The sequence below is a fragment of the Arthrobacter liuii genome, from assembly GCF_014639275.1.
GTDB lineage: Bacteria > Actinomycetota > Actinomycetes > Actinomycetales > Micrococcaceae > Arthrobacter > Arthrobacter liuii.
Genome location: NZ_BMFW01000004.1, coordinates 49,943 through 62,799, shown reverse-complemented (window position 1 = coordinate 62,799; position 12,857 = coordinate 49,943). Strand labels below are relative to the sequence as shown.

Genomic DNA, 12,857 nt, shown 5'->3' with positions numbered 1-12,857 from the left:
ACATGCTGAAGAAACCCGAAACCCTGTTTGTCCTGGGCTACATGCTGCTGCCCCTGCTGGCGCTGCTGTCCGCGATCGTGGGGCTGACCATGATCCTGGGCGGCAACAAGATCGCCGGCGCCATCGTGCTGGTCGTGGTGACGCAGGTGTTCACCTTCGGCGCGTTCTTCGCGCTGCGTGCCCGGAAGGCCGCCGTCTTGGAGCAGTCAGACCGGGGTTAGCTGCGGCTGGCCGATTGGTTGCATGGGGAGACCGCCCCATCGCGACCGGGCGGCTCCTGCCCTAGGCTGGGCACACAGCACTGTGGACCGCTGCGGATAAGTATTGGGGGGAATCCTGGTGGCAGGAACTTTGTGGGGCGCCGACATCGAGCAGTTGCGGACCCTCGCGCAGCAGTTCAGCAAGACCGCGGACCTGCTGCAGCAGCAGTCGACGCAGCTGAGCAGCCAGATCAACAACAACCCGGCATGGAAGGGCGCAGACGCCCAGCGGTTCCGGTCTGACTGGAACAGCAACCACCGCACGCTCCTTCAACAGACGGTCACGCGGCTCCAGCAGGAATCAAAGGTGCTGCTGAGGAACGCCGATGAGCAGGAGAAGGCCAGCACCAACGGCTCGGGAGGAGCGGGTGGGAAGGGCACTGGGCCTACGGCAGGTACACCGGATAACTGGGCCCTCCTCGGCGGGGCCGCGTTGGCGGGTGGCCTCACTAACTTTATGGCCGTCCAGAAGAACGTCAAGGCACCGCTGACCTTGGCGAAGCATATTGGCCAATACGGCTGGGTGGCGAAAAACAATGGCGCTGACATGGTCAAGTCCATGCTCACAAAAGGGCGCCACCGGATTGGTGGTCCGGCCTTCGATAGCCGGCACCTCTGGCAAACCACACAGGGCAACAAAAACCTCGAGAGCCTGCTCAAGACTTCCTCCGACAAGAACCGCGCCATCAGGTTGATCGATCGTGCGTCTGATATCGCCTCCTTGAAAAACCTGGACAGGTACACGGAGGGGATGGACAAGTTCCTCAAGCCGCTGGACAGGATCGCCAGCCTCACCGCAGAGAAGCCTTGGATTGGCGCAGGCAGCAGATTCGAATGGCTTGGCAAATCCGGGCTGGCCCGCGGTCTTGGCTGGGTAGGAGTCGGCTTCAGCGCCTACGATTCGGTGCAAAGTTTCGCTGACGGGAATTTGGAGCAAGGAGCAGTCAGCCTCGGCAAAACCGCCCTGGGTATAGGCTGTTTCCTGCCTCCACCGGCGGGGACGGTCTGCCAGGTTGCCAGTGCAGGGATCGCCATCTACGAGAACTGGGACACCATCAGCAGCGTCGGCAAAAATGTAGGTGAAGGAATCGCCAACGCCGTCAAGGACCCGGGAAAGTTCGTCAGCGACGCCGGGAAAACCATCAACGATGCAGGAAAATCAGTAGCCAAGTTCTTCGGCTTCGCGGATTAGGAGACCTTCATGACCGTTCAAGATGAGAGGGCCCAGGAGCCACGGCTTGGCGTCGACGTCATGGGCTTCGGAGTAGGCGAGTTTGCCTACCTCCTTAACGTATTCGAAGGTGCCGCCCGAGACCGGTCCGTCAGTGTCTTCGGAGCCCAAGAACTGGTGGACGATGTCAGCCTTTCAACTGCGGGGGCCTCGTCCCTGATGGCAAGGGACATGGCTACCCTTGATGACGATGGCGACCTCGCAGTGAAAGGCGTGGCGGCGGCGGTGGCGACAGCTATGGGGCATGCCCGGCACTGGACCGAAATTTCCCTGCTGACACCTGACAGCATGGACAACGTGGTGTTGTTGGAGGCGCCGGGGGTGGCTTTGATGCTGCAACCACGGCTCCTGGGCACGTGGTTCGTGTTCGCCCAGGACCCCTCAATCAGCTCATCCGAGGCGACTTTCCGCGTGGTCCGCCAGCACGTCGAGCAGAACGTCGACGGCACGGCGTATCTGGTTTTCAAGTCCCTCGATGCCGAGAAGCACCTGCTGATCCGGCGGGACGACGATTCCTGGACTTTAGGAGTCCCCGACTTCACCACCGACGAAGTGAACGAAACCCCGAGCCTTGATGAGGCCGGACTCGTCGAAGCAATAGAGGGCTTCCGTGGCGAGGCGTAGCCGCGACGTTCCGCAGGAGCCGGGCTACGTCCCCTATCACCCAACGGAAGAACGCGTGCTGCACCGTACGGGAGAGAACGGTGAAGTTGTCGCCTACACCGAGGACGAGTACGGGGTCCGCAAGGACGACGGGTTGGGCGTCCTAAAGCCCGTCAACTCCTCCGGGGGCCTGTTGTTCCTTGCCATCCTCCTCACGGCATGCATGGGAGGACTGGTCTATTTCGTTGTCCAGGTGATCCTCCAGAATGCCTGGGACATCGCCGGCCGGACGTGGTGGGTTTTCCCCGCGTGCATTTTTCCCTTCGTCGTCGCATGGGCAAGCTATTTCAAGGAGCGCAAAGCCGAAAAGCTCCGCAAGGCCCGGAACCTCCCGCGGCCTATTGAATAGGCCGCGGGACCAAGGTCCCCGCGTTGCCTTCCAACTCCTCGCAGCCTGGGCTATGCAACAAGCATGAACCGCCACGCGCATGCCTATCTAAAGGAAGATCGGGCACCGGCGTGGAAAGGGAAAGAGGAAATTGATGGGCAAGGAAGTTCCTGGACCGAATGAGTCGTCGCGCCGATGGGGTTACTACCGCCGGCATGTGGAGCAAGGGGCTGCGAGGCAGGGACTCACGGTGGAGGAATACGGCGTCTACAAGGGCGACGCTGGCAGTGCCGTCAAACCGATTAATTCGGCTGGCGGACCACTCTTCCTGACCATCCTGATCACACTAATCATGACGGTTGTGGCCGTGCTCCTCGTCAAATTGTTTGTGGAGGCACAGAGCAACCCAATCGGGGCCAGATTGTGTTCGCCATTGCGTTTGGGCTTTGGATCGTCCCAACGACATGGGCCTACTACTTCAAGGAACGCAGGGCTGTACGTCTCCCAATGCCGCGCTTGCACGGGGTGAAAAGCGGGTCCTGCGAACGACCAAGACGGGCGAACTGCACAGCTACTCACTGGAGGAACTCGGCACCGGCCGGGCGTGACGTAACCGACTGCGCCCTTCCGGATGCAAAGTCTAAACTGTACGAATGACTACAGCAGCTACCCCTTCCGTCGGCCTGGTCGGATGGCGCGGCATGGTCGGTTCCGTCCTGATGCAGCGCATGCAGGACGAGGGCGACTTCGCCAACATCAACCCGGTGTTCTTCTCCACCTCCAACGCGGGTGGTGCCGCGCCGTCGTTCGCTGACGGCGCCGGCAAGCTCGAGAACGCGTTCGACGTCGACACGCTGGCCAAGCTGCCCATTATCGTCACCGCCCAGGGCGGGGACTACACCAAGCAGGTCCACGGCGAGCTGCGCAGCCGCGGCTGGGACGGCCTCTGGATCGACGCCGCCTCCACGCTGCGCATGAGCGACGATTCGATCATCGTGCTGGACCCCATCAACCGCGACGTCATCGACAAGGGCCTGGTCAACGGCACCAAGGACTTCATCGGCGGCAACTGCACCGTCTCCTGCATGCTGATGGGCCTCGGCGGACTCTTCAAGAACGGGCTGGTTGAGTGGGGCACGTCCATGACCTACCAGGCAGCCTCCGGCGGCGGCGCCCGGCACATGCGTGAGCTCCTCAGCCAGTTCGGCACGCTCAACGCCGAGGTCAGCACGGAACTGGACGACCCGGCGTCGGCCATCCTGGACATCGACCGGAAAGTCCTGGCCCACCAGCGCACGGACATCGACGCCACCCAGTTCGGCGTCCCCCTGGCCGGCTCCCTGATCCCCTGGATCGACGCCGACCGGGGCAACGGACAGTCCAAGGAGGAGTGGAAAGCCGGGGTTGAGACCAACAAGATCCTGGGCACCTCCGAGGACAACCGCATCATCATGGACGGCCTCTGCGTGCGGATCGGCGCCATGCGCTCGCACTCCCAGGCCCTGACCCTCAAGCTGCGCGAGGACCTCTCCGTCGCCGAGATCGAGAAGCTGCTGGACGAGGACAACCAGTGGGCCAGGGTGGTTCCCAACACCAAGGAAGCTTCGATGGCCGATCTGACGCCGGTTGCGGCATCCGGCACCCTGGACATCCCGGTGGGCCGCATCCGCAAGATGGACATGGGCCCGCAGTACATCAGCGCCTTCACGGTGGGTGACCAGCTCCTCTGGGGCGCCGCCGAGCCCCTGCGCCGCATGCTCAACATCGCCACCGGCAACCTCTAGCAGGGATTCCCAGCCTGGCCGGTACGCCTACATGTACCGGCCCAGGCGGCGGCCTGCCGCAAAGAACGTTACCCTCGCGATGATGACAAGTGCTCCCAGGCCTGCAACCATCTGGACGGCCACCAACCCCCGGGCAAGCTCACTCACCGGCGTGATGTCGCCGAAGCCGACTGTCGCGAACGTGGATGTGGTGAAGTACAGGGCATCGGTCCTGCTTAGCGGCTCGCTGAAAGACGCGGGGTCCGTCACGGACATGGACAGGTAAAGCAGCGCGAAGAGGCACAAGAGCAGCAGGACCAATTCGACGACGGCTTCGGCCGCCCGCAGCTGGGGTACGTACGCCGTCAAGATGGTCCGTAATTGAAGGGCCAGAACGGCCAGGAAGACCAGGACGACGGCAGCCAGCCGGATCCAGGCGCCTGCGGCATTTTGGTCGTTGAATCCCCCGACGGGAATCAAGAAATACAGGCCAAGGATGATGGCGGCAAAGGCAACCATCCGAAGAGCTACGAGCAGTACTTCACGCCGCCGCGCAGCCTCGTCGAGTTCCCGCAGAAGAACCGGATCTTCCCGGCCAAAGCCCTTCGCTGCCATGCCTGATCATAGCTCCGGCAAGGACTTTTGGCCCATCCAATCGAGCCGGGCCGAGGGCAAAATTGTTGCATCACACGCCGCGCCGTTCCCTTTATGCATCCGCGGAATGTGTCCACTTTTTGCTATAGGAGGACCGATGAACTTCTGGGAAAACTTCTGGGACTTTTTTTGGGTGCTTTTCTGGAGCATGGCTTTTTTTGCCTATCTGATTGTGCTGTTCCAAGTGGTGGTTGACCTGTTCCGGGATGCGACGTTACCGGGCTGGTCAAAGGCCCTGTGGGTCATCTGCTGCTTCTTCCTCCCGTTCCTGACAGTCATTGTCTATCTGCTCGCAAGGGGCCCTGGCATGGCAGTCCGCCAGTCGATTCGGGCGGAAGCGGCACAGGATGCCACCGAGTCCTACGTCCGGACCATTGCCGGTACGGGCCCTGCCGAAGAGATCACGAAAGCCAAGTCCCTGCTGGAGGAAGGCGCCATCTCGGAGCAGGAGTTCACCGTGCTGAAGAACCGCGCCCTCGCGGGCAGATGACCAAGCCCGCGGTACGAGTTCCGCGAAAGGTGACGCATCCCATGCAGGCCGGGGTGACCTCAAAGACCCGGAACAGCCCCGGCCTCGTCCTGGCAGTACTCGCATCCGGCCAGTTCCTCATGGCCCTCGACAGTTCGGTCATGAACGTTTCGATGGCCACCGTGGCCGCGGACTTGGACACAACGATCACCGGCATCCAAACCGCCATCACACTTTATACGCTGGTCATGGCGACGCTGATGCTCACAGGAGGCAAGGCCGGCACCATCCTGGGCCGCCGCCGGGCCTTTGGCGTCGGCCTGGTGGTTTACGCCGCGGGTTCCCTGACCACTGCGCTGGCCCCCAACATGGGGGTCCTGCTTCTTGGCTGGTCCCTTCTGGAGGGGATCGGCGCGGCCCTGATCATGCCCGCCCTGGTGGCCCTGGTCGCAGCTAACTTTCCGCCCGACCGCCGTGCTGCCGCCTACGGACTGCTGGCCGCTGCGGGGGCAATGGCGATCGCGGCAGGCCCATTGATAGGCGGTGCCGTTACCACGTTCGCCTCCTGGCGCTATGTCTTCGCCGGAGAGGTAGTCATCGTCCTGCTCATCCTGCTGGTCCTGCGAAAGGTGGCAGACGTCCCGCCGGCCAAGGTCCGCCTTGATCTGGCCGGCTCCCTGCTGTCAATAGTCGGGCTGGGCATGGTGGTTTACGGTGTGCTGCGCTCGGGCGAGTGGGGCTGGGTGCAATCCAAGCCAGGTGCGCCGGAAATCCTGGGACTCTCACCGGTGGTGTGGCTGCTCATTGGCGGCCTGCTTGTCCTCTACCTGTTCATGCGGCTTGCCTCGCACCGCGCCGCCACGGGCGGCGACCCACTGATCGATCCACAGCTTTTCCGGAACGTGCGCCTCACAGGCGGGCTCAGCGTCTTCTTTGCCCAGTTCCTTGTCCAGGCCGGGGTCTTCTTCACCATCCCCCTGTTTCTGTCGGTGGTGCTGGAGCTGAGCGCGCTGGAAACCGGCATACGGATCTTCCCGCTGTCCATCGCGCTGATCCTGGCCGCGGCCGGCATCCCCAAGTTCCGGCCGCGTGCCAATCCCCGCCGTGTGGTCCGGATCGGCCTCGCCCTGGTGATCGCCGGCATCCTTGTCCTGGTCGCGGGAATGGACCCCGGTGCGAATGCTGGCATCGTCGCGATCCCCATGCTGCTGATGGGCTTGGGATTGGGCGCGGTGTCCTCCCAGCTGGGAGCCATCACGGTCTCGGCAGTACCGGACTCGCAGAGCGCAGAGGTGGGCGGGCTGCAGAACACCACCACCAACCTCGGCGCCTCCCTTGGGACAGCCCTGATCGGTTCGGTACTCATCGCAACACTGAGTGCATCGTTCGTGGCCGGCATCCAGGACAATCCCGCTGTTCCGCCCTCCGTGCAGGAACGTGCCTCGGTCCAGCTTGCCAGCGGAGTACCATTCATATCCGACACCCAGCTACAGAGTGCCCTCGACAGCGCCGGGGTCAACCAAGAGGTGGCCGACGCAATAATGTCGGTCAATTCAAGTTCCCGGCTGGATGCCCTGCGGGCGGCGCTGGCACTGACCGCATTGCTGTCGATTTCCGCGCTGTTCCTGACCGGGCGGCTCCCCGAGGAGGCTGTGGGCAAACCGGCCGAGTCCTCGCACGCGGCCCAGCCGGCCGAACCGTCGTAGGCTACGCCCGGCCGTCATGTATTTTGAAACGCCAAGTAGCGTTGGGCTGCGCGGCTGAGCGCAACCTGGGCTGCGGGACCCAGCGGCGCAGTTCCGTCGAAAAGTTCGGGGACGACGGCGGCACCCCGGCCCGAGCCGTGGAGCGCCCAGGTGCCCACCACCTTCCCCGCCGCAACCACCGTTTTCTTGAAGACGCCGTTGCCGCCCGGAACGATCAGGTCGGAATGCTCGGGTGCCAGGACGTGCGTGCGGTCTGTGTATCCCAGGACGAACTCGTCGAAACCGGGCAGCAGGTGAAGGGACCGCGCACCCGGGACGCCGGTATCCAGGAGGGATGCCGCCTCCGGAGACAGCCAGTAGCTGGTGCCATCAAACTCGAGTTCCACCAGTTCGTCGCGAACGTTCTGCAACGCAGCGCGGACCTCGGTCAGCGGGAGCTGTGTCCACCAAGCGAAGTCCCGGAGCGTGGCAGGTCCGTGGCTCCGGAAGTAGCGGAGCAGGAACCGGGCAACCGCTTCCCCGCGTTCGGGGACAGGGGACGCCGGAATCCAGTCATCAAAAGCCGCGATCAGCTGCTGGTTGCCGGCAAGAGGCCCCGGCACCAGCCAGCCGTGCCGGCAGAGCGAACCCAATAGGTGGATGCCGCGCTGGCCCTGGGTTGGCTGGCCTCCGGCGTCGAACACCTTGAAGAGCCCGGAGCGGCTGATGGGACCGTCAGCCAGGATGCGGTCCAGCGCAATATCGCGTGCCTTCTCGACATCTGACCACACGATGTCAAGCTGTCGGTGCCGGGCTGCGATGCTCCTGGTAAGCCGCTCGGCAGTGAGGTCCAGCATCCAGCGCAGGTCCCCGGGAGCGACCAGATGCAGTGTTCCCCGCATCGGCCAGGACCGGACGACGGCTCCAGTATTGATGGCAGCCCTCACATCGGCCATCCCCGCTCCCGGCACTCGGACGCCGACCGCCCACAGCGCGGCCTGCAGGTCCTGCGCCTGCATGGCGGTCATCCACCGGACCAACTCCGGAACAGAGGAAACGCTGTCCCCGGCAAGCCGCTGGGACACCAATCGGAGCCTGCCGATCATCCTGCGGGCGCGTACGGAACCAGATGCAGCCATGCGCCCATCCTAGGCGCGGACGCGGCCTGCGCGGGCGCTACAGAGCCAGCCCGATGAGCAGCGGCTCGGGGTGCAGGGAAATGCCAAAGCGCCGTTCGACGCCGGTGCGCACCTCCCGTGCGACAGCCACCATGTCAGCGGCGCTGGCGGAGCCGCGGTTGGTGATCGCGAGCGTGTGTTTGGTGGACAGCGAAGCGCGGCCGCCGGCCACGCCGTCCGGTTCCAAACCGAAGCCCTTGCCGAAACCTGACTGGTCGATCAGCCACGCCGCGGAGAGCTTTACCAGCCCGTCCCGTCCGGCCGGGTAGCGGGGAGCGGATTCCGGCAGCTTCTCCGCCACGTCCGCCGGCACGATGGGATTAGTGAAGAACGAGCCGGTGGAGTATGTGTCCCTGTCCGCAGCGTCCCACACCATGCCCTTTGAAGCGCGCAGCCGGAGCACCTCACGCCGGACGTCATTGGCGTAGGCACGCTTGCCCACGTCAACGCCGAGGGAGCGGGCCAGTTCCGCGTAGCGGATGGGGGCGCTCATCCGTCCCAGGGGCAGCTGGAACTCCACGGTGAGGACCACGTACCTGGGCGAGCCGTTGACGGTGGTCTGCTTGAGGATGGAGTCCCGGTACCCAAACTTCAACTCGGAATTGGTGAAGGTCTGCACGGCGTTCCGCTTGCGGTCCCAGGTGCGGACGGCTGCGATGGTCTGGGATACTTCCGCGCCGTAGGCACCCACGTTCTGGACCGGCGTGGCACCGGTTGAGCCGGGGATGCCGGACAAGGCCTCGATTCCGGACCAGGCGTGGCGTACCGCGTACTCCACCAGCTTGTCCCAGTTGTGGCCTGCCTGGACCACCACGGCTACTCCCCCGCATGAGTCCTCGGCGTTGACCGTGAACCCCTGGGAGGCGATCCTGATGACGGTCCCGGGGAACCCGTCGTCGGACACCAGGAGGTTGGAGCCTCCGCTGACGATCAGGACCTGTTCCCCGGCGGCGTCCGAAGACTTCACGGCGTCGATGATTTCAGCCTCTGTCCGGGCCTCGATGAAGGTGCCGGCAGGGCCGCCGACGGCGGACGTGGTCAGGGAGGAAAGCAGTGTGGGAGTCACCAGTCAACAATACTAGGGAAACCTAGTTGGCCTTCCGGGCCACCGGGGACAGCACGAAGCTAAGCGCGAGCATGACCATCACGGCCAGGAGGGAGTGCAGGATGCCCACGTGTCCGGCCAGCATCCCGAGCAGCGGCGGCCCGCACAGGAACGCCCCGTAGCCGATCGTGGACACCACGGATACCCGTGCCGCGGCCTTGGAAGGATCGTCTGCCGCGGCGGACATACCTACCGGGAAACCCAGGGATGCGCCCAGGCCCCACGCCGCGAGTCCCACGTAGGCGAGCCAAGGCGCCGGGGCGAAGACGAAGATGCCGAGACCCAGGACAGCCAGTGCCGAACACCATCGCATCACGGGCACGCGGCCATAGCGGTCCAGCACCACTGTGCCGGCGAACCGGCCGATGGTCATGAACGCAACAAAGAGCCCGTACCCTGCAGCCCCGGCGGCATCGCTCTGTCCGTGGCCGTCCGCCAGGGCCAGGGCAACCCAGTCCCCGGCCGCGCCCTCGGCCAGGGCAAGGCCCAGCACCAGGACTCCCAGCAGCAGGGTCCGCCGGTCCCGCCAGGCCTGGGCGACCTTGCGCTTGTTGTCCAGCGGTGCGTCCGCTGTGGTTCCAGCAGCAATGATGGGAATGGGACCCGTCGTGGGGTCCTCAAAGTTGTCCGGGGAGTAGGTGCGCTCCCCCGCCACCGGGGTGACGTCGGCACGGAACCAGGAAGCCGCCGTCGCCACCGAAACCGCCACCACCGCCCCCGCCGCTGCAAGGTGCCAGAACACCGGCAAGGACACCGCCGCGGCAATAGCGCCCAGCCCTGCGCCGGCCACGGTACCGAGGCTGAAGGCACCGTGGAGCCGGGGCATGATGTGCCGGCCCATCGCGCGTTCCACCGCCGCGCCCTCCACATTGGACGCAGTGTTCCAGCTCCCGGTGCCCAGGCCGATGATGCACAGGCCAATGGCAGTTGCCACGGGGCTTGCCAGCACAGTTGTGCCAAAACCGGTGGCCAGCAGGCCTGCGCCCACCATGATGCTGCCGGTCCGGATGGTCCGTTTGGATCCCAGCCGCAGCACGATGAGTCCTGAGGCGGAAACGGAGGCGAATGAGCCCAGGGTCATGCACAGGAGGACGACGCCGACGTTGCCCGGGGTGAGGTCCAGCGCGTCCCGGATGGCCGGCAGCCTGGACACCCAGGAGGCGAAGGCCAGGCCGCTGGCACCATAGGCCACCACCACGGCGTTGCGCCAGGAGGTGACCTGCGCGGCGGTGGCCGTGGTTCCTGCCGACGAAGTGGTCAACGGTTGAACTTCGTGCTCAGGACAGCTTGACGAGGGCCTGGGCCTTCATCAGGACCTTTTGCCCGGCGGAGACCACCGTGAGGTCGATGCGCGCCGTGTTGGCTTCGGCGTCGAGCTTTCCGATGAGGCCGCTGACCTCGATGCTGGCGCCGGGCTGGTCCGTGCCGGTGGTGTCGGTGACCAGGACGGGCTTGGTGAAGCGGGTCTGGAAATCGACGACGGCGGCGGGGTCGCCTGCCCAGTCAGTCACCAGTTGGACGGCTGAGCCCATGGTGAACATGCCGTGGGCGATCACGCCGGGCAGTTCCACGCTGGTGGCGAAGGCCTCGTTCCAGTGGATGGGGTTGAAGTCGCCGGAGGCGCCGGCGTACTTGACCAGGTCCGTGCGGGTGACCTCGATGGTGCGGCTGCCGATTTCCTGGCCGGGGCTGAGTTCGTGGATGCTGGGGCTCATGGTTACTGTCCCTCTCCGCGGACCAGGATGGATGACGTGGTGGTGGTAACGGGCTCCCGCGAGCCACCGGAACCGAGGGCGAATATCTCCGAACGGGTGGTGACCATGGCGCCGCCGCCCATGGCGCGGACGCCGTCAACGTGCAGTTCCGCCACGAGCCGGTCCCCGGCAATGATGGGCCGGTGGTGGGTGAAGCGCTGGTCCGCGTGGACCACACGGGAGAAATCGATGCCCGCTTCAGGATCCTCGATGAGCTGGGCGTCGGCGCGCTGGGCGATGATGATGGCGAAGGTGGGCGGCGCCACGAGGTCGCTGTGGCCCAGGTCCCTGGCTGCGTCCACGTCGAAGTGTGCAGGGTGGCTGGCTTTCACGGCGCGGGCGAACTCGCGGATTTTCTCGCGGCCGACGTCATACACCTCTGCGGCAGGGTAGCTTCGGCCCTGCAGGTCCGGATTGATAGTCATGGATTCCAGCCTATCGTCCGCATGTTGGCGGGTAGAAAAGGCCCGCCGCAGCCGCAGCCGCTACCGGCGGAGGTTCTTCCGGACAGCCTGGCCACGGACCACGAGGCCGACCACGTGCAGGACAAGGCCCAGGCCGATCAGCGGCAGGGAGGCCATGGCCAGGCCCTGGTTTCCGCTGGCGTTGCCGATGAGGTTGAGGATGATGCCCACGGCGATCAGTCCCATCGCGCTGAAAACGAGGACTTTGTAGCGGGTTGGCGCGGTGGCCCAGAATTCGTTCAGCACCGTCCAAGTCTACCGAGTCCGCATCCGCCGGGCGGCGTTGCCAGGACCCCGGGGTCAGAACAGGGATTCCTGCACTGCCGGCACCGCGGAGGCGAAGTTGCCCAGGACGATCGTCCGCGAGGCCAGTTGGGACAGGTTCACCACGAAACCGGCGTCCGTGCCGTCCAGCCGGGCCAACGCGTTCGCCCCGCTCAGGGCAGCGACGCCAAAGCCGTGCTGCCCCTGGCCCAGTGCGTGCGGATATGCGTGGCGGGAACCCGCCTGGTGCAGGGCGTCCGCATGCGCGGGCCGGACCCACTCCTCCTTCACAATCTCGAAACCGTCGACGGCGGTCCGCGCCAGCAGCGCCCGCACCTCTCCGGCCGCGCTCGCATTGATGGCGTTCAGCGCGGTGTCCGGGAGCGGCTGCAGCAGCGCGTCCGCCTTGGCCGCGGAACGTACCTGCTGCGCCAGGCCGACGTCGGCTGTCACCAGGTCCTCAAGGATCCGCACCACCCGGCCATCCTGCGCCCTGGCAACATAACCGGCCACTGCGGCACCCTGCTCAGCCAGCCGGTTCCACTTGCGCGGGCCGGAGGCCGTTCCCACCTTGGTGGCACCGCCGGCGAAAGTGGCGACATACAGCCAGTGTTCCTGCATCAGGTACTGGCGCAGGCCGGGGGTGACCGGCCGCCGCGGTGGAAATCGTGCATCAGCCGGGACTCGTCCAGCACAAAGCACCGCTCGCACTGCTTTCCGCGGACGGCCTGGGCGCCGGAGGCGCAGGGGACATGGCTGCGGGAGCTTGCTGAGTGGACCTGGACGTGGCCCAGGCAGGACTTGCCCGGCCGGACCACCTCGAAGCCCAGGCGCGCGCCGGCGTGGAGGCCCAACTGCCGGAAGTCCCCCTCAGGTGACTGGAGGCGCAGAACCGGGGCGCCGCCGTCGTCCGCATCTCTTGAAGCGTCCGCAGCATTGGAAGCGTCTCCTGCCCGGGAAGCCGGCGGACCATCCCAAAAGACCCCGTGGACCAGATAGCGGGTATCGGTCACGGGGTCTCCTGAACTGATGGGGTGGG

General features: G+C 65.2%; 14 protein-coding genes and 1 pseudogene. 7 read left to right on the top strand and 8 right to left on the bottom strand.

The genetic code is table 11. The features are described 5' to 3' along the window. Window positions 1-2 precede the first annotated feature (2 nt). From IEW19_RS06135 to asd, 5 genes are all read left to right on the top strand, one after another. Complete coding sequence (locus IEW19_RS06135) at window positions 3-221, top strand: NF038396 family protein (protein WP_188570795.1); 219 nt, start codon at window positions 3-5, stop codon at window positions 219-221. 118 nt (window positions 222-339) lie between these two features. Further along, window positions 340-1,452 carry a hypothetical protein gene (locus IEW19_RS23405; protein WP_229748360.1) on the top strand — a complete coding sequence of 371 codons (1,113 nt, stop codon included), beginning with the start codon at window positions 340-342 and terminating at the stop codon, window positions 1,450-1,452. A 9-nt stretch (window positions 1,453-1,461) separates the two neighbouring features. Beyond that, a complete protein-coding gene (locus IEW19_RS06125) occupies window positions 1,462-2,115 on the top strand; it encodes a hypothetical protein (protein ID WP_188570794.1) in 654 nt (217 codons plus the stop codon). Beyond that, window positions 2,102-2,503: a hypothetical protein gene (locus IEW19_RS06120; protein ID WP_188570793.1), complete on the top strand. Its 402-nt coding sequence runs from the start codon at window positions 2,102-2,104 to the stop codon at window positions 2,501-2,503. The genes IEW19_RS06125 and IEW19_RS06120 overlap by 14 nt, the downstream gene beginning before the upstream one ends. A gap of 632 nt (window positions 2,504-3,135) precedes the next feature. Continuing rightward, window positions 3,136-4,266 (top strand): aspartate-semialdehyde dehydrogenase, encoded by a 1,131-nt coding sequence (asd, locus tag IEW19_RS06115; RefSeq protein ID WP_188570792.1) that lies wholly within the window; start codon window positions 3,136-3,138, stop codon window positions 4,264-4,266. Between the two features lie 27 nt (window positions 4,267-4,293). Here asd and IEW19_RS06110 read toward each other — a convergent pair whose 3' ends face one another. Then, window positions 4,294-4,860: a potassium channel family protein gene (locus IEW19_RS06110; RefSeq protein ID WP_188570791.1), complete on the bottom strand. Its 567-nt coding sequence runs from the start codon at window positions 4,858-4,860 to the stop codon at window positions 4,294-4,296. Window positions 4,861-4,996: 136 nt separating this feature from the next. Here IEW19_RS06110 and IEW19_RS06105 point away from each other — a divergent pair, with 136 nt between their 5' ends. Further along, window positions 4,997-5,389, top strand: a complete 393-nt coding sequence (locus tag IEW19_RS06105; RefSeq protein WP_188570790.1) for an SHOCT domain-containing protein — start codon at window positions 4,997-4,999, stop codon at window positions 5,387-5,389. 41 nt (window positions 5,390-5,430) lie between these two features. Further along, window positions 5,431-7,074: an MFS transporter gene (locus tag IEW19_RS06100; RefSeq protein ID WP_188570789.1), complete on the top strand. Its 1,644-nt coding sequence runs from the start codon at window positions 5,431-5,433 to the stop codon at window positions 7,072-7,074. A gap of 14 nt (window positions 7,075-7,088) precedes the next feature. On the opposite strand, the gene IEW19_RS06095 is transcribed toward IEW19_RS06100, so the two are convergent. The 7 genes and pseudogenes from IEW19_RS06095 to IEW19_RS06065 all read right to left on the bottom strand — a co-directional run bounded on the left by IEW19_RS06095 (window position 7,089) and on the right by IEW19_RS06065 (window position 12,831). Next, window positions 7,089-8,192: a winged helix DNA-binding domain-containing protein gene (locus IEW19_RS06095; RefSeq protein ID WP_188570788.1), complete on the bottom strand. Its 1,104-nt coding sequence runs from the start codon at window positions 8,190-8,192 to the stop codon at window positions 7,089-7,091. Window positions 8,193-8,229: 37 nt separating this feature from the next. Next, window positions 8,230-9,297 carry a UDP-N-acetylmuramate dehydrogenase gene (locus tag IEW19_RS06090; RefSeq protein ID WP_188570787.1) on the bottom strand — a complete coding sequence of 356 codons (1,068 nt, stop codon included), beginning with the start codon at window positions 9,295-9,297 and terminating at the stop codon, window positions 8,230-8,232. A 22-nt stretch (window positions 9,298-9,319) separates the two neighbouring features. Next, window positions 9,320-10,597, bottom strand: coding sequence for an MFS transporter (locus IEW19_RS06085; RefSeq protein WP_188570786.1), 1,278 nt, complete (start codon window positions 10,595-10,597; stop codon window positions 9,320-9,322). Between the two features lie 16 nt (window positions 10,598-10,613). Beyond that, on the bottom strand, window positions 10,614-11,051 hold the full coding sequence (locus tag IEW19_RS06080) for a MaoC family dehydratase (protein ID WP_188570785.1): 438 nt from the start codon (window positions 11,049-11,051) through the stop codon (window positions 10,614-10,616). A gap of 2 nt (window positions 11,052-11,053) precedes the next feature. After that, window positions 11,054-11,515: an FAS1-like dehydratase domain-containing protein gene (locus IEW19_RS06075; RefSeq protein WP_188570784.1), complete on the bottom strand. Its 462-nt coding sequence runs from the start codon at window positions 11,513-11,515 to the stop codon at window positions 11,054-11,056. Window positions 11,516-11,575: 60 nt separating this feature from the next. Next, window positions 11,576-11,800, bottom strand: coding sequence for a DUF3188 domain-containing protein (locus tag IEW19_RS06070; RefSeq protein WP_188570783.1), 225 nt, complete (start codon window positions 11,798-11,800; stop codon window positions 11,576-11,578). Window positions 11,801-11,854: 54 nt separating this feature from the next. Continuing rightward, window positions 11,855-12,831: pseudogene (locus tag IEW19_RS06065) on the bottom strand (DUF2797 domain-containing protein). Between the last annotated feature and the right edge of the window lie 26 nt (window positions 12,832-12,857).